Source organism: Paraburkholderia sp. (genome assembly GCF_026225065.1).
GTDB lineage: Bacteria > Pseudomonadota > Gammaproteobacteria > Burkholderiales > Burkholderiaceae > Paraburkholderia.
Window position 1 is genome coordinate 1 of the sequence record NZ_JAMFSB010000034.1, and the last position, 16,333, is coordinate 16,333.

At 60.9% G+C, this 16,333-nt stretch carries 16 protein-coding genes; 10 read left to right on the forward strand and 6 right to left on the reverse strand.

Features of this window, described 5'->3' with window-relative positions; translation table 11 throughout:
* Window positions 1-246: alpha/beta hydrolase (locus M0954_RS02385; protein ID WP_297351434.1), on the forward strand; the 246-nt coding region annotated here is incomplete at its 5' end.
* A 38-nt stretch (window positions 247-284) separates the two neighbouring features.
* Here M0954_RS02385 and M0954_RS02390 read toward each other — a convergent pair.
* Entirely contained in the window at window positions 285-686 is a 402-nt protein-coding gene (locus M0954_RS02390) for a hypothetical protein (protein ID WP_122159007.1), read from the reverse strand.
* Window positions 687-1,069: 383 nt separating this feature from the next.
* On the opposite strand from M0954_RS02390, the gene gltA reads away from it, so the two are divergent.
* The 6 genes from gltA (at window position 1,070) to M0954_RS02420 (ending at window position 9,145) form a co-directional block, all read left to right on the forward strand.
* Entirely contained in the window at window positions 1,070-2,371 is a 1,302-nt protein-coding gene (gltA, locus tag M0954_RS02395; RefSeq protein WP_297351436.1) for a citrate synthase, read from the forward strand.
* A 273-nt stretch (window positions 2,372-2,644) separates the two neighbouring features.
* Complete coding sequence (locus M0954_RS02400; RefSeq protein ID WP_133894896.1) at window positions 2,645-4,918, forward strand: amylo-alpha-1,6-glucosidase; 2,274 nt, start codon at window positions 2,645-2,647, stop codon at window positions 4,916-4,918.
* A gap of 89 nt (window positions 4,919-5,007) precedes the next feature.
* Complete coding sequence (locus tag M0954_RS02405) at window positions 5,008-5,868, forward strand: MurR/RpiR family transcriptional regulator (protein ID WP_122159013.1); 861 nt, start codon at window positions 5,008-5,010, stop codon at window positions 5,866-5,868.
* 261 nt (window positions 5,869-6,129) lie between these two features.
* The gene (locus M0954_RS02410) at window positions 6,130-7,179 is read left to right on the forward strand and encodes a C45 family peptidase (RefSeq protein WP_297351438.1); all 1,050 of its coding nucleotides are present in this window, start codon (window positions 6,130-6,132) and stop codon (window positions 7,177-7,179) included.
* Window positions 7,180-7,207: 28 nt separating this feature from the next.
* Window positions 7,208-8,554 (forward strand): aspartate aminotransferase family protein, encoded by a 1,347-nt coding sequence (locus M0954_RS02415; protein ID WP_297351440.1) that lies wholly within the window; start codon window positions 7,208-7,210, stop codon window positions 8,552-8,554.
* A 36-nt stretch (window positions 8,555-8,590) separates the two neighbouring features.
* Window positions 8,591-9,145, forward strand: a complete 555-nt coding sequence (locus tag M0954_RS02420; RefSeq protein ID WP_297351442.1) for a carboxymuconolactone decarboxylase family protein — start codon at window positions 8,591-8,593, stop codon at window positions 9,143-9,145.
* Window positions 9,146-9,162: 17 nt separating this feature from the next.
* Here M0954_RS02420 and M0954_RS02425 read toward each other — a convergent pair whose 3' ends face one another.
* Together M0954_RS02425 and M0954_RS02430 are read right to left on the reverse strand one after the other, a co-directional pair.
* On the reverse strand, window positions 9,163-10,461 hold the full coding sequence (locus M0954_RS02425; RefSeq protein ID WP_297351444.1) for a type II toxin-antitoxin system HipA family toxin: 1,299 nt from the start codon (window positions 10,459-10,461) through the stop codon (window positions 9,163-9,165).
* The gene (locus M0954_RS02430; protein WP_297351446.1) at window positions 10,461-10,832 is read right to left on the reverse strand and encodes a helix-turn-helix domain-containing protein; all 372 of its coding nucleotides are present in this window, start codon (window positions 10,830-10,832) and stop codon (window positions 10,461-10,463) included. The genes M0954_RS02425 and M0954_RS02430 overlap by 1 nt, the downstream gene beginning before the upstream one ends.
* A gap of 451 nt (window positions 10,833-11,283) precedes the next feature.
* On the opposite strand from M0954_RS02430, the gene M0954_RS02435 reads away from it, so the two are divergent.
* Complete coding sequence (locus M0954_RS02435) at window positions 11,284-11,709, forward strand: OsmC family protein (RefSeq protein ID WP_122159025.1); 426 nt, start codon at window positions 11,284-11,286, stop codon at window positions 11,707-11,709.
* Between the two features lie 88 nt (window positions 11,710-11,797).
* Here M0954_RS02435 and M0954_RS02440 read toward each other — a convergent pair whose 3' ends face one another.
* Genes M0954_RS02440 through M0954_RS02450 form a run of 3 tightly spaced genes read right to left on the reverse strand, consistent with a single transcriptional unit; the run spans window position 11,798 to window position 13,849 of the window.
* Complete coding sequence (locus tag M0954_RS02440; protein ID WP_122159027.1) at window positions 11,798-12,412, reverse strand: hypothetical protein; 615 nt, start codon at window positions 12,410-12,412, stop codon at window positions 11,798-11,800.
* A 49-nt stretch (window positions 12,413-12,461) separates the two neighbouring features.
* Complete coding sequence (locus M0954_RS02445; protein ID WP_297351448.1) at window positions 12,462-13,253, reverse strand: molybdopterin-dependent oxidoreductase; 792 nt, start codon at window positions 13,251-13,253, stop codon at window positions 12,462-12,464.
* A 2-nt stretch (window positions 13,254-13,255) separates the two neighbouring features.
* On the reverse strand, window positions 13,256-13,849 hold the full coding sequence (locus M0954_RS02450) for a cytochrome b/b6 domain-containing protein (protein ID WP_297351450.1): 594 nt from the start codon (window positions 13,847-13,849) through the stop codon (window positions 13,256-13,258).
* Between the two features lie 204 nt (window positions 13,850-14,053).
* Between M0954_RS02450 and M0954_RS02455 the strand changes: the two genes are divergently transcribed.
* Both M0954_RS02455 and M0954_RS02460 read left to right on the forward strand, forming a co-directional pair.
* Window positions 14,054-14,680: a TetR/AcrR family transcriptional regulator gene (locus M0954_RS02455; protein ID WP_297351452.1), complete on the forward strand. Its 627-nt coding sequence runs from the start codon at window positions 14,054-14,056 to the stop codon at window positions 14,678-14,680.
* 30 nt (window positions 14,681-14,710) lie between these two features.
* The gene (locus M0954_RS02460; RefSeq protein WP_297351454.1) at window positions 14,711-16,204 is read left to right on the forward strand and encodes an MFS transporter; all 1,494 of its coding nucleotides are present in this window, start codon (window positions 14,711-14,713) and stop codon (window positions 16,202-16,204) included.
* Window positions 16,205-16,333: the final 129 nt, after the last annotated feature.

The following is a 16,333-nucleotide window of genomic DNA, read 5'->3' on the forward strand; positions in this document are numbered from 1 at the left end:
CCGCTGCCGCCCTATACGCCCGAAGATGCGGCGCAGGTTCGCTGCCCCGTGCTATTGATCGACGGGGAGAAGAGTCCCGAGATGTTCAGGCGCACCGCGACTGCGCTCGCATCGTGGTTGCCGGATGGGCGGCGCGAGACGGTGCGGGGCGCATCGCACGGGATGAACCTGGCGCACCCTGCGGCGTTCAATCGCTATATCGACGAATTTATCCGCAGCGTGGGTGGCGACAACGGGCAGCGCTGAACCCGCTGATTTAGCTAGCCAGTTCAGCTAATCCAGCCTTAAGCCTTGCGATGCGCGTCGGCGTCGAGCGCGTGCTCGGCCGCTTCGCCGACCAGACCGTGATAGTACAGATGCACGCCGATCGCGAGCGAGTCGTTGCGGATTTCCTGGAAGGCTTTCCACGCCTTCACCGGCTCCTTGAACACGAGATAGTGCGCTTCATTGGCCACCAGTGCAGCGACCTTGTGCAGACCGTGGCTATTCAGCCTGGAGACGAGAGCGTCGAGGCTGCTGTGCGTGCGCGCGTCGGTGCGCGGATAAAGCATATGCAGCACGGCGACGTTTTGCGTCTTCAGGGCTGCGGACAACGCCACCACGATGTCCTGATGGTTCAGCGCGGTAACGATGCTGTCTTCGGTGTGGTTGAGATCCGGAAACAGCGTTTCGAGCGATGCGTTCATCTGGTAATCCTGTTCTTCTGACTGGATAAAAAGACCCGCCGCGAACGGCGGGCCAAAGACAGCGATGTGTTTTGCAGGGGAAGCAATTCACGCAACGAGTATCTCAGACGGCGCACGCTTCTGCTGGTTAGGCAGTGCAAAACATTGTTGCAATATCTACGCTATCTTTCAGTTGGCTGGCTGAGTCTAGCTGGCCAATATTCGTAGGAATGAATTGGATTTAAAATGATTCGCAACGAATGTTGCTTAGGTCGAGATGGATTGTTGTGGCCAATCGTCGCAATTAATGGACGCTGTGGCCGTAAAATGCAAAGCCTGAGCCGGCTTTAGAACCTTCGTAGTCCGGCACGTGCGCGATGTGACAGCAAAAAAGGAACACGTAGATGAATGACTCTAAGACACACGCAACGCTGAAGTTTTCCGACAGCGACCAGACCGTCGATTTCCCGATCTACAAGGGCACGCTGGGCCCGGACGTGATCGACATCCGCAAACTGTACAGCCAGACCGGCAAATTCACGTATGACCCGGGCTTTATGTCGACGGCGGCGTGCAATTCGGCCATCACCTATATCGACGGTGACAAAGGCGAGCTGCTGTATCGCGGCTACCCGATCGATAACCTTGCGGAGAATGCGGACTTTCTGGAAACCTGCTACTTGCTGCTGAACGGCGAACTGCCGAACGCAGCGCAGAAGGAAGAGTTCGTCGAAACCGTCACGAAGCACACGATGGTGCACGAGCAGATGCACTTCTTCTACCGCGGCTTCCGTCGCGACGCGCATCCGATGGCAATTCTGGTCGCTGCGGTCGGCGCGCTGTCGGCGTTCTATCACGACTCGCTCGACATCAACAATCCGCAGCATCGTGAGGTGTCGGCGGTGCGCATGATTGCGAAGCTGCCGACGCTGGTGGCCATGGCTTATAAATACACGGTTGGCCAGCCGTTCGTGTATCCGAAGAACGACCTATCGTATAGCGCGAATTTCATGCGCATGATGTTTGCGAACCCGGCAGAAGAGTACAAGGTCAACGACGTGCTGGTGCGCGCGCTCGACCGCATCCTGATCCTGCATGCGGACCACGAACAGAATGCGTCCACGTCGACAGTGCGTCTGGCGGGCTCGTCGGGTGCGAACCCGTTCGCATGTATCGCAGCCGGTATCGCCTGCCTGTGGGGCCCGGCACACGGCGGCGCGAATGAAGCAGCGCTGAACATGCTGGAAGAGATCGGCTCGGTCGACAACATTCCTGAGTTCATCAAGCAGGTGAAGGACAAGAACTCGGGCGTGAAGCTGATGGGCTTCGGTCACCGCGTGTACAAGAACTACGACCCGCGTGCCAAGCTGATGCGCGAAACCTGCCACGAAGTGCTGGAAGAGCTGGGCCTGCACGACGACCCGCTGTTCAAGCTGGCCATGGCGCTGGAAAAGATCGCGCTGGAAGACGAATACTTCGTGTCGCGCAAGCTGTATCCGAACGTCGATTTCTACTCCGGCATCGTGCAGCGCGCGCTGGGCATTCCGACCTCGATGTTCACGTGTATTTTCTCGATGGCGCGCACCGTCGGCTGGATTGCACAATGGAACGAGATGGTCGCCGACCCGGAACAGAAAATTGGCCGTCCGCGTCAGCTGTTCGTTGGCTCCACGTCGCGTGAAGCCAAGCCGCTCGCGCAACGCTGATTGACCGCCGCAATGGCCTGAGTGCCGCTTGATTGCGGACCGTGAGCGGGCGTTGTCTCCGGACAGGAGACAACGCCCGCAGTCTGTTTAGGGCAAAACTGCATGACGCGTGCCACCGCGCACATGCACCGGCCCGGCGCATCGTTCGTAGCGTTTTGTTACGCCTTCGAAATAGCTTACCGGCTTAAATCCACCACCTACCTGTGTTAAGTTCGTTCGACGGGCGCAGACCCTCTACAATCGGAACGAAGCCCATAGCACAGGAGCAAGCTGATGCAGCAACCCGAAGCCCTTGGCGGACTCTCAGGCGGCGTGGACCATGTCGAACATGAACCGGATGGCGCATTTATCCCGCCGGAAAACCTCAACGTCGCTAGCGCGAACCAGTTCGTCCTGAAGTCGGGCGACACCTTTATTGTCAACGACCCGCTCGGCGATATTACCGGGCACGACGACGGCCTGTTCGTCAACGACACGCGGGTCCTATCACAACTGCGGCTGACCTTCGGCGGGCGTGCACCGTCGCTGCTCTCAGGCAGTGTCAGCAGTGATAACACGGCATTCACGGCGCACCTGACCAACCGGCCGTTGCCACCCTTAGGCGGTGACAGCACACCCGAGGGTGTGATCCACGTCCAACGGGTGCGTGTGCTGTCCGGCACGGTACTCAACGAAGCGATCGAACTGACCAACTACGGCACGAAAGACGCTGTGGTGCCGCTTTCCATTTCATTCGCCAGCGACTTCCGCGACATGTTTGAAGTGCGTGGTCTGAAACGCGACAAGCAGGGCAAGATCGAACCAGCGCGCGTCGAAAACGGCGAGGTGCTGCTCGGCTACGTGGGGCTCGACAATGTCGCGCGTAACGTCGGCATTGCGTTTTCGCCGACCCCGGACAAGCTCTTTGCCAACCGCGCAGACTACACGGTGCAATTGCCGGCGCAAGCCTGCGTGTCGATCTATCTTGCCGTCAACGTCGAGGTGCAGGCAGAGCCGACCGCCACCAATGCCGATGTCGCAAAGTCCGTCCATGCGCTGAACGAGGCCCATCTGACGCAGATCGATGCAGCGCGTCCGCGCGTCGGGCGCGCCGCCGTGCGCGCGGCGCTGGTCGATGCTCACCTGGTGATGCGTGAACGGCGCCGGGCAACAGCACGTGTGCGCTCGAGCAATCCGCTGTTCAACGCGTGGATCGACCGCTCGCTTGCCGATCTCGGTCTGCTCACTACCGATCTGGAAACCGGCCCTTATCCGTACGCCGGCATCCCTTGGTTTTCGACCCCGTTTGGTCGCGATGCGCTGATCACGTCGCTGCAAACGCTCTGGCTGCAACCAGGACTGGCGCGTGGCGTTCTGCGCTTTCTTGCCGAGCATCAGGCGCGCGAGAACTCGGCGTTCCGCGACGCGGCGGTCGGCAAGATCATGCACGAGATGCGCAAGAGCGAAATGGCCGCCACCGGCGAAGTGCCGTTCGCGCTCTATTACGGCGGGGTCGACTCGACGCCCCTGTTTATCGTGCTGGCCGGTGCCTACGTGGCACGCACCGACGACCTGAGCCTGATCGACGAGTTGTGGCCGGCGCTGGTGCGCGCGGCGCAATGGGTCGCGGGGGTGTGCGACAAGAACCGCTTCGGCCTGCTCGACTACCAGCGCGAATCGGATGGCGGTCTTGCGAATCAGGGCTGGAAAGACAGTCACGATTCCGTTTTTCACGCAGATGGGCGCTTCCCCGACGGGCCGATTGCGCTGGTCGAGGTGCAGGCCTACGCGAGCGCGGCGTTCGACACCATGGCGCATTTCGCCAAGCTGCGCGGTCTGCTGGATGAGGCGGCCGCTTATAGTGCGCGCGCGAAGGGCATCCGCCAATGCGTGGAAGAGAAGTACTGGATGGAAGAGTCTGGCTTCTACGGCATTGCTTTGGACGGTCATGGCGAACTGTGCCGCGTAATGGCATCGAACGCCGGCCATCTGCTCGCCTTCGGCTTGCCGTCGCGCGAGCGCGGCGAAGCCGTGGTGCGCGGTCTGCAGTCGACGCTGTTCCATACGGGCTGGGGCGTGCGCACGCTCGCGGCAGGACAGGCACGTTTCAATCCGATGGCGTATCACAACGGCTCGGTCTGGCCGCATGACAACGCGCTCTGCGCGCGCGGCGTGGCGCGCTACGGCGGCAAGGCGACTGCGGTGAATCTGCTGCAGGCGCTGTTCCAGGCTGCGGTCAATTTCGACATGCGTCTGCCCGAACTCTTCTGCGGCTTCCCGCGCCGGCGCGGCGAGCCGCCCACTGCGTATCCGGTTGCGTGCCTGCCGCAGGCGTGGGCGGCCGGCTCGCCGTTCATGATGTTGGAAGCGTGTCTCGGCGTAACCGTGGATGCGGCGAAACGCGAAGTCCTGATCGAACAGCCGATGTTGCCTGAAGGCATCGACTGGCTCGAAATCGGCGACATGCGCGTCGGCGATTCGAGCGTGACCATCACCTTCCGGCGGGTCGCGGGCAAGGTGGTCGCCTCGGCGGAACAGGGCGATGTGCGGGTCGTAGCGTTGCTGTAAACGCGGGTGCCTGGTGGTGGTATTTGCGCGTGGTGCATGCGGTGTCCGGGTGGTAACATTTGTTGTCAACTTACTCTCCGGTCCATCGCATGCCCGACAGTTTCGACCAGCTCGCCGCCCTGATCCGGGCGCGCTTCTCAGAACTCAGTCCGCAATTCCAGGTGGGAGCCGCGTTCCTGCTGGATCATCCTGACGAAGTCGCGGTCTCTTCCATGCGCAAGGTGGCCGAGCGGGCCCAGGTGCAACCCGCATCGCTCGTGCGGCTGTCGCAGCAACTCGGTTTTCCCGGCTGGAACGAACTGCGCAATCTGTTCGTGGCGCGCGTGCGAACGCGGCCCGAACCGCTCGCCAGCCGCGCCCGTTCGCTCGTCAAGGCCAATGCCAAAGACGCGCTGGCGCACGATCTGCTGGTGGCGCAACAGCACAATCTCGATGTGACGGCCGCGCATAACACGCGTGTCACCGTTGAAACGGCGCGGCTGCTGCGCCGCGCGCCGCATGTGCATGTGGCGGGCTTTCGCTCCTGCTATGCGGTGGCGTTCGGTCTGGTGTATGGGTATCGGTTGTTCCGCTCGTCGGTGTCGTTGCTGACCGGCGAAGCCGGTACGCTTGAGATGCAACTGCGCACCATCGAACGCGATAGTGCGACTGTTGTCATCAGCTTCGCACCTTATTCGATGGAGGCGGCGCGCGTGGCCGAAGCAGCGCTCGAGAAGGGCAGCAAGCTGATTGCGATTACCGATAGCGCGGTGTCTCCGATCGCGCTGAATGCGGACAAAGTTTTGATTTTTTCACACGAAAGCCCTTCGTTCTTTCCTTCGCTGGTCGCGGCCACCGCCATTGCGGAATCGCTGGTTGCGCATCTGCTGGCGCTTGAAGGCGCCGACGCGGTCGAGCAACTCGAGATTGCCGAACGTTCGCTGCATGCGAAGGGCGCCTACGTGCCTTGAGCGAGCGCGGAGCGGGCTGCTGATGACCTGCAGACCCGCTACATCTAATTCTTCCACTCTGTTTTGTGCTGCCCGCTCCATTCGGTACATGCTCGATCATGTTGACAACATATGTTGTTGAGATGTATAAATTGGATTCGAGTGTTGAATCGATGCCGTTGACAATGACGGCGTCCCTTCAACTCACTGCATATGTGAGCGGATTACCGTTGCATGTCGCGGTGCCACAGCAAACCGGGTTTCAGCGAGGCATAACAGTCAATGCAGGAATGGAGTCTCTTTCGTGTCACCGGGCAACCGGATGACATCGGCTACAGGCTGGGCGAGCTGGCGCGGCCGATGATGGCGGCGTACATGCAGCAAAGCGCGGCCTGGAAGCAGGTTAGCCGGTGGCGTGGTCATCCATTCGTGGAGGCGCTGCGGCGCGCGGCTGAAGCATATTTTCCCGCGCTGGTTGCCGAGTTAGACGGTATGGCGGCTGGCCTGGGATGGCCCGTGGAAGACGTGTTCCTGTGGAACTGCCGTGGTGAACTGATTCACAACGCGCCGGACGGCTGTACGACGTTAGCCGCCGTGTCGGGCAATGCCCGTTTCATCGCGCACAACGAAGACGGCGATCCGTATCTGCGCGAACGATGCTTTCTCGTGGACGTTCAGCCTGCCGGCAAGCCCGGTTTCGTGAGTTTCTATTATCCCGGTTCACTGCCGGGACATACCTTTGCGGCGAGCCGCGCGGGCCTCGTGCAGGCCATCAACAATTTGCGCATCCGCGTGCCGGCGGTGGGCGTGCCCCGCATGATCCTCGCGCGCGCCGTGCTCGATACAAACTCGCTCGACGAGGCTGTTGCGCTGTTGCGCGATATGCCGCGTGCAAGCGGCTTTCATCACACGCTAGGTTGCGTGGGCGACTCTCGTCTGGTGAGTGTCGAAGCAACGGTGCAGCGTTGCTCAGTCGTCGCCGATACGCTTCGTTTTGGTCACGCGAATCATCTGGTTCACGACGGCTGTAATAGTGAAGGGCAAATCATCACCGATTCGTCCCGCGACCGTCAGGTGCGCGTGAATGCATTGCTTCCGGCGCTTGGCGCGCCGGTGACAGACGATGCACTGCTACGCGTTCTAAGCGACCAGGCGCCGTCTGGCTTGCCAATTTATCGCGACGACCCGCACGACCCCGACGACGAAAACACCTTGGCCACCGCGCTGTTTCGCGTCGAAGCGGACGGCGTGGCGATGCAGGTCTATCGTCAAGGGCACCGTGCATTCGATACGTTTATTCCCCGGACGGCGCATTCGAACACCGACTTCTAACCGCGAACAAGCGATAAGGATACCTATCATGTCTACCGTGTTTCACCGCGCACCGAAGCAGAATCTGCCAGTCGCGGTGGCTGGCGATGGCATCGAGATTATCGACACCGCCGGCAAGCGCTATATCGATGCATGCGGCGGGGCGGCTGTTTCGTGCCTTGGCCATAGCAACCAGCGCGTAATCGACGCCATCAGGCGTCAGTCCCAGCAATTGCCGTACGCACACACCTCGTTCTTTACGACCCAAGTGGCGGAAGAACTCGCCGACCGACTCGTGGCGAGCGCACCGTCTGGCCTGGATCACGTGTATTTTGTTTCGGGCGGCTCGGAGGCGATCGAGGCGGCGTTAAAGTTGGCGCGCCAGTACTTCGTCGAAAAGGGCGAGCCGCAACGGCGTCATTTCATTGCGCGCCGCCAGAGTTATCACGGCAATACGCTGGGGGCGCTGGCGATTGGCGGCAATGCATGGCGCCGCGAGCCGTTCCTGCCGATCCTGATCGAAGCGCATCACGTCAGCCCGTGCTACGCGTATCGCGAGCAGCGCGCTGACGAAACCGAACAGGCCTTTGCGCAGCGATTGGCGGATGAGCTGGAACAGAAAATCCTCGAACTTGGCGCGGATACAGTGGCCGCTTTTGTCGCGGAAACGGTGGTAGGCGCAACCGCGGGCGCCGTGCCGCCAGTGCGGGAATATTTCCGCAAGATTCGCGCTGTTTGCGACCGCTACGGAGTGCTGCTGATTCTTGACGAGATCATGTCGGGAATGGGTCGCACCGGGTATCTGTATGCCTGCGAAGAGGACGGTGTGTCGCCGGATCTGCTGACGATCGCAAAGGGCCTGGGGGCGGGCTATCAGCCGATCGGGGCAACGCTGGTCAGCAAGCGCATCTACGATACGATCGTCGGCGGCTCGGGCTTTTTTCAGCATGGTCATACGTATATTGGGCATGCAACGGCGTGTGCCGCCGCACTCGAAGTGCAGCGCGTGATCGCCGATGACAATCTGCTGTCGAACGTGCAGGCACGTGGCGAACAGCTGCGTGCGCAGCTTCGCGAGCACTATGCGCAGCATCCGCATATCGGCGATGTGCGCGGGCGCGGGTTGTTTGTGGGTGTCGAACTGGTGAAGGAGCGGTCGAGCAAAACACCGTTCGACCCGAAGCTCAAGCTGCATGCGGCGATCAAGCGCGAAGCGTTTACGCGCGGGCTGATGGTGTATCCGATGGGTGGCACGGTGGATGGCAAGAATGGCGATCATGTGCTGCTGGCGCCACCGTTTATCTGCACGGCGCAGGATATCGACAACATTGTGAGCCGCCTCACTGATGCGATCGACGGTGCGCTTTATTCGACCGGCGTGCGCGCAGTATCCTGAGAGCGCGTCGCCGCTTTATTACTTACGAGAGTTTTCATGACTGAACGTTTGCCACGTTTCGACGCGGCGCATGCCACGCCTGAGCAGAAGGCCGTACTCGACGAGATATTGTCCGGTCCGCGCGGGAATCTGAATGGTCCGTTTCTGGGCTGGATTCACAGTCCCGAACTCGCGCAGCAGGCGCAACGGCTGGGGGCGTTTTGCCGCTACCGGACCGGACTGCCGCTGCGCTTATCGGAGTTGGCGATTCTGGTGACGGCGGCGCGCTGGCAAGCACAGGCTGAGTGGTACATACACTATCCGATTGCGCTCGAGGCAGGTGTTACTGAGGCCGAGGCCGAGGCGATTCGCTTAGGTCAGCCCCCGTCTTTTGCCAATCCCGAGGACGCGCTGATCTACGCATTTGCCAATGAACTGTATGACACCAAGCGGGTGTCCGATGCGACCTATGCGGCGACCGTGGAGCGCTTTGGGCGCGAGGTCACGATCAATCTGGTCGGCTTGCTTGGGTATTACGCGCTCGTTGCGATGACGTTGAATGTGTTCGGGATGCGGGCCGAAGGGCAGGAGACGTTGCCGTTTGCGGAGTGAGGGAAGGTGGCAAGTGGTCAGCGCGCGAGCAGCCGGTTCGCGGCCGCTATTTCGGCGTGTTCGAAAGCTGGTTCGAATTCGTCTGCCTCGCGAGCTGTCATTCCAATCTCTTTCGAGAGTGCCATCTCCCGCCATGAACGTACAGCAAGGTATACGGTGCCGAGTACATCAAGCGCCGCGTCGTGCGTCAAGTGGAAATACGCTGCTGCTGCGACGGCTTCTTCGATCGAACCGCTCGGTCCCGCTTCTTCCGTGAGCCACGTCTTGAGTTCGCGATCCTTGTCGGGCATCGGATTGAGATCAAATGCAGGAGCAAGACGCCACTGTCCATGACCTACGTGCAGGAAACCATGATTCTGAAGATGGTCGTCCACATTGGTGATGAGCATGCTGAATACGATCCGGCGCCATAACTCAGTCAGATCTCTGCGCGGATCGTCGCTGACGACCAGGATCCGTTCTGCGATCTCGGTGTACGAGTGATCTTCTTCGCGCGAGGCCTGGAGTAGCGACGCCGCCGACAGGTACGGAATCCGGTTACCGTTATGGCGGTCAAAGCGGCGAATCAGTGCGACCGGCACGTTGTCGGAGTGCACGATGCGCGCGTGTGAAGCGTCGATACCGCCCCTCTGTGCGAGGCGCAGAGCGAGCACCTCGGCGCGCGTGACCGCGCGCTCGTCATGGACGCTTGGAAACTTGCCAATGGCGAGGTGCCCGCCTTCGTCGACTATCGTGCATTTTGGACGCATCCCGCCTAGTGACGTGCCGCGCCCTCGTAGGTAGTGCAAGTCAGCTTCAGTTTCAGTGCCGCGTTCGACCGCACGGGACGCGCCGAATAGCTGGGTCAGTTCGATTAGTGGCGGAGTTCGGCGGTCACCGTCCTCCACCGTGCGTTGGAATATTCCCTGATCGTTCGCAAAGCGGATCGCGCCGACTCGACTTTCGTCGTCGACGCCAAGTAGGTAGTCCATCTCCGTCAATGCGCCGCCGAAGCTTTTGCCTTGTTCCTGCGCGATCTTGCGTCGCTTGGCGTGGTCACGCGCAATGACCCGGCAGCCCCAGCCGTCAGGTTCGGTATCCGCAATCGCAAAATGAAATACCGAGTCGTTTCTAGTGGGGGCTTTGCGGAACTGTCGTTCGGCGGTCAGAACAAGGTCGGGAGAGATGGCGAAGTGGGCGTCGTGTTGAAGCCAGCTTCTGTCGTAGACGAACGCTGAACTTTCACGTGAGCCAAGTTTGGCATAGGTCAACCGGCCGACGGGCAATGCCGACGACCCCAGCGCGACGCTCACTGTGCGCTCAACCGGCACGGCCATCACAGGGCTCCTGACGACCTGGCGGCCTTCTTGCTCCGAATACGTTTGGGAAGGTTTTGATCCATTAGGGCTAGACCGACATCGTCGTGGGCGGTGTCCAAAAGGTTCGTAAAGCGCTCCAACTCGCTCAACACGAGCATTGCGGTCGCAACCGTGCCCACGGCAACCGTTGGGTCGCCTTTTTCAAGCCGCTGCAAGGTCTTTAGCGAGACCTGCAGGCGTTCGGCCATGGATTGCGTGGAGATGCGTCGACGACGACGGGCCAACGCGATGTCCTCACCGAGTTTTTTCAATCCGCGACGCACCGGCAAAGGCAGTGCATCTACTTTTGCAGTCGTATGTGATTGAATAGGAGAATTTAGAGGTTCCATATGACTGATTATAGGTCGAAATCAAATTTTCGGCAAAAATCATAAATTAAGGAGTTGCATGTGACGCCATAAACTAATTAAAAGGTTGTATATGACCATTTATGATCGATGTCCGGATGGACTTGTCGAGGTTACACCCTCGTATCCGATGTCAGGGTATAAGCCCGCCGCCGCTGTGCAAACAGGGGCTCCGAGCCTGCTTGCGCACTCGCCCTCGACTCACCACCGGCTCTATCTCGATCGCGACGGTCCGTGCGGGACCCGCCCAACACTTACCCGCATCGATTTCCAGAAGCGCCTATGATGAAGTTCGGTCTACGCCCGCGTCCGTCGCGCTGCGTGGCATGCATCGACCGGCGCCGAGCCCGCAAGAACCGGGCGTGACCGTTGCGGCAGGCGCCATGATGGGATAAGCACAGCAGCGCTGACAGGGCACCAACAGGAGAGAACGATGAAGCGCAAGGCATCAGCGGTCTGGCAAGGCGGCCTGCAGGACGGGAAAGGCACGATTTCTACTGACAGCGGGGTTCTCAAGGACACCCAGTATTCGTTTGCGACGCGTTTCGAGGACGGCATCGGCACCAACCCGGAAGAGCTGATCGCGGCTGCGCACGCCGGGTGCTTCTCCATGGCACTATCGGCCGAATTGGGCAAGGCGGGTATCAAACCGGAGCGTATCGGCACCACGGCAACCCTGACGCTCGACAAGGCCGATGGCGGGTTCGCCATCACCGCCGTTCATCTTGACGTCAAGGTGAAAATCCCCGGCGGTGACCGGGCGGCGTTTGAGAAAGCCACCGCTGACGCCAAGGCGGGATGTCCAGTTTCGAAAGTACTGAAAGCCACCATCACCATGGAAGCGACGCTCGAAACCTGAGCGCGAACCGGTGAAGCAGCAATGAGAGTCTGAGAGCCGGGTGTGCGGCGCCGTCTGGTGCTGCACACCCGCGTTGTCACGTCGACAGTTACATCGGCGGCGCTACGCCGTCCTTCTCGACCACCACGCGTTGCGCCACAAACGCACCCTGCGCCGCAGGCGTTGCGACCACGAACACTTTCTTGCCTGCCGTCAGGTCGGTGCGCGCTGCCGGAACGAAGGTCACGACCGGCACATTCGGCGGTACCGTCACCACGTTGTTACCCCCCTTGTACGAGAGCTTCAGATCGCGGCCGCTAGTGCCTTCGGCCACCTGGTCGACATTCGCGTTCGTCATCGAGCTATTAGGACCGAGGTCCCACGCATAATGGCCTTCACCGGTACCGCGAGCCGATTCCGGAAATACCACCACTTCGGTAGCGGTCAGCTTGCCGTCGGTGCCCGTGGTGGCGGCCGTGCCGATGAACGAGCCGGGCTTGATATCGGCCAGTTGCATTGCCTTGACGGCGGAGACGGCGACGGTCGGCGCCAGATTGATCGTGACCGTATCGCCGCTGCGGCGATGCACCTGCAGGACGTCGCCATTCAGGGAGACGACTTCGCCGCGAATCCGCGACGGTTTGACCGCGGGCGTCTGCGCGAGCGCGACACCGGCAATAGCGAGCGAGACAAGCGTAACGCCGAGTTTCAGGCGGATAGACATGGAATCTCCGTACATTGAGTGTGGGTTGACTTGAAAACAGGGATGCTGCTCAGGAACCGCCGAACCAGTTGTAGCCCTGGTTCTCCCAGTAACCGCCGGGATATTCATTCGTCACGGTGATTGCGACGATGTGCTTCGGATTCTTGTAGCCAAGCTTGGTCGGCATGCGCAGCTTCATCGGAAAGCCGTATTTCGGTGGCAGCACCTGGCCGTCGTAGGTCAGCGTGAGCAGCGTCTGCGCATGCAGGGCCGTGGGCATATCGATGCTGGTCCAGTAGTTGTCAGCGCAATGCAGCGAGACGAAACGCGCTGTCGTATCCGCGCCGGCACGCTTCAGGAAGTCGGCAAAGCGCACACCGCCCCAGCGGCCTATCGCGCTCCACCCTTCAATACAGATATGCCGTGTGATCTGGTCCTGCTGCGGCAGCGCATGCAGTTCATCGAGCGTCCAGACCCGCTTGCCGTTCGCGAGGCCGCCCACCTGAAGGCGGTAGGTGGCGGCATCGACTTCCGGTACATCGTCGACGTCGTAGAACGCGTTGAACGGAAACGGCCGCGTGATCATCGACTCCGGATAAGTCGGCGCCATGTGTTTCGGATCGAACAGCAACGCCTGCACGTCGTCGTTGAAGAACGAGATCTTGCGCAGCATCGTGTTCACTGACTTGTCGGTGCTCAGGTCGCAGCCCGATAGCAGCGCGAGGCCACCGAGCGAGAGGATCCGCTTGCCGAGCAGGCGGCGCGCCGGGTCCTTCAGTTCCCGTTGGGCATCCTTCAGGATCACGTCGCCATGCGAGGCGAGCGTCGTGCCGGGTTGCGCGTTGCGCTTGCGAATCGCCATGCCTACCGTCCCCGGATCATCAGGAGCAGCGAGCGCGGCACCAGCGCGACCATCACGACGTGCACGGCGAAAAAGGCCACCAGCACGCTCATACAGACAAAATGCACGACGCGCGCGTTGTCGTAGCCGCCCATCAATGTCCGCAAAAGCGGGAACTGCACCGACTTCCACACGGCCAGGCCCGAGAGCACCAGCAGCGCAATATCGACGATCACCACCAGGTAGGCGAGCTTCTGGATCGAGTTGTAGACCGACAGATCGCCATGCGTGAGACGGCCGCGCAGGGCCGCGACGATATCAGCGAAGAGCGAGCGGAAGGTGAGCGGCAGCAGTTTGCGGCGCAGCCGTCCGGACGCCAGATTGAGACCCACGTAGACGAGGAAATTCGCCACTAGCAGCCACATCACCGCGAAGTGCCAAAGCAATGCGCCGCCGAGCCAACCGCCGAGTGTGATGGCCGGCGGAAACTGCAAGGCGGGAAAGATCGGCGAGGCGTCGTAGACCTGCCAGCCGCTCATCACCATCAGGACGACTGCCAGCGCATTGATCCAGTGTGTGATGCGGACCCAGATGGGTTGAATCGTGGTGTGACTCAAAGCGATCTCGTGGTTGTTGGCCATTCACATGGGGAGGGCGTGACGCATTTGCCGGGCGTCGAGAGGGCTAACACGGTCTGGCCCACGCTATTCCGCCGTGGGCAAAAGAATTTTCCTTACAAAGGGATAAGGAGGCGGGCATCCGAAAGACCCCACGCGCGGCAAGCTTGATTTATTGAATGGATAGTCATAATATCCAAACCTATGAGCCAGCCTGTCACCTCGAAGAAACCCCGCACCACGAGCGCCCGAGGGCGGCCGCGTGAGTTCGACACGTCCACGGTGCTGGCCCATGCGAGCGATGTGTTCTGGCGCCACGGCTACCATGCCACTTCCATCGACGATCTATGCAAGGCCACGGGCCTGCTGCGCGGCAGCCTGTACGGCGTGTTCGGCGACAAGCACGGCATCATGCTGGCGGCGCTTGACCACTACGCGGATGGCTCGGTCGCCCGCCTGGCGGAGCGTCTGAACGCGCCGCTGCCGCCCGAGGAGTCGCTGCGCAACGCTCTGCTGCATTACGCGAAGACGTCGTGTTCGCTTACGCAGCAACGCAGTTGTCTGATTACGAACACCGCGCTGGAAATGCAGGCGGACGACACCGCGCTGCGCGAACGGATCGGCTCGATCCAGCGCCGCATGGCGACGCTGCTCGCGGGTGCTGTAATTCGCGGCCAGGCGAGTGGCGCATTCAGTTCGACGCTCGACGAGAAAGCGGTCAGCAAATTCCTGTTGTGCATCATGCAGGGGCTGCGCGTGCTAGGCAGGGTCGCGCATGACGAGGACCAGTTGACGGACATCGTCGACGTGGCGATGCGAGCGCTCGTGTAAATTTTTTATTTAATTATTGAACGAACGGTCATGAATAGCGAATGCATGAAGTCCGCACCGGTGATCTTAGCGGTTCCCGGCAGCACGAGCGCCGCATCCAATGCCGCCGAAGCGCCCCCGCGATTCGAGCGCCAGGGCCTCGCGCTGGCCGTGCTGTTTGTCGGCGCGTTTCTCGCGCCGCTCGACTACTTCATCGTCAATCTGGCGCTGCCCGCGATCCACACAGGCCTCGGCGCCACCGACGCCCAATTGCAGCTGATCGTCTCGGCCTATGCGTCTGCTTACGCCGTGCTGCTGATCACGGGCGGGCGGCTTGGCGACCTGTTCGGGCGTCGCCGCATGTTCATGACCGGAATGGCTGGGTTCGTGGTGGCGTCGGCGCTGTGTGGCCTGGCGCCGAACGGCCACGTGCTAGTGATCGCGCGGATTGTTCAGGGCATGGCGGCCGCGGTGATGGCGCCACAGGTGCTGGCGACCGTCCGCGCGGTGGTGCCGCTCGCCCAGCAGACGCGTGTCATGAGCTTCTATGGCTTTGTGTTCGGCCTTTCGTCGATCGTGGGCCAACTGGGCGGCGGGGCGCTGATTACCTACCGGCCGTTCGGCCTCGACTGGCGGGTTATTTTTCTGATCAACATCCCAGTCGGTATCCTGGCGTTTATCGGTAGCTGGAAGTTCGTGCCGGAGAGCCAGCCGGCGGTACGCGCGGGCGTCGACTTGAAGGGCGTGGGTCTGCTTTCGCTGTTGCTGTTGCTCGTCATCTACCCGATGACCCACGGCCGCGAAGCCGGTTGGCCCGCGTGGACGTTCGCAATGTTCGCGTTGAGCGTGCCGGTGTTTGCGCTTTTTATCGCCACCGAGCGACGCCTCGAGCGCCGCGGCGGCCACCCGCTCGTCGATCTGCAATTGTTCCGCAACCCGGCGTTTGCGCTCGGTCTCGTGCTGGCCTTCCTGTTCTATTGCAACAGCGCGTTCTTTCTGACCTACGGCATTTTCCTGCAGACGGGTCTGCACTGGACACCGCTTGCCTCCGGTGTCGCCATCATGCCGTTTGCGATCGGTTTCGTGATCGGGCCGTTGACCTCGCCGGCGGTGGTGCGGCGCATCGGCGGCCATGTGCTGACGCTTGGGTTTTCGATGATGGCGATCGGTTTCACGGTCACCGGTTGGTCGGCTACTCAAGCTGCTACGCCGGACCTGCTGTTCTATTGTGGGCTGGTATGCGCCGGGGTGGGGCAGGGTTTACTGCTGCCGTCGATCATGCGGATCGTTCTTGCGGAAGTCGCCCCGGAGAAGGCGGGGTTGGCCTCGGGCGTGGCGTCGTCGACCTTGCAGATCGGCTCGGCGTTCGGCACGGCGGCGATCAGCGGGGAGTTCTTCGGCGTGCTGGGTGGCCGCGCAACGCCGGATGCCTACGCACACGCCTTCCAGTACAGCCTCGGAATTAATGCACTATTGATGCTGACGTGTATCGGTTTGAGTGTGCTGCTAGTGCAGCATCAGCAACGCGTTGTCCTTCATCGATGACAATTGATGACATTATCGTTTACCACAGGAATATGACACTGCACCGACTTAATGCACTTCGCCCTGCATTGGTGATATTCATGGATGGCTGTTCAGTTCACAGGTGATTTTCGCAATAATGATCTGATA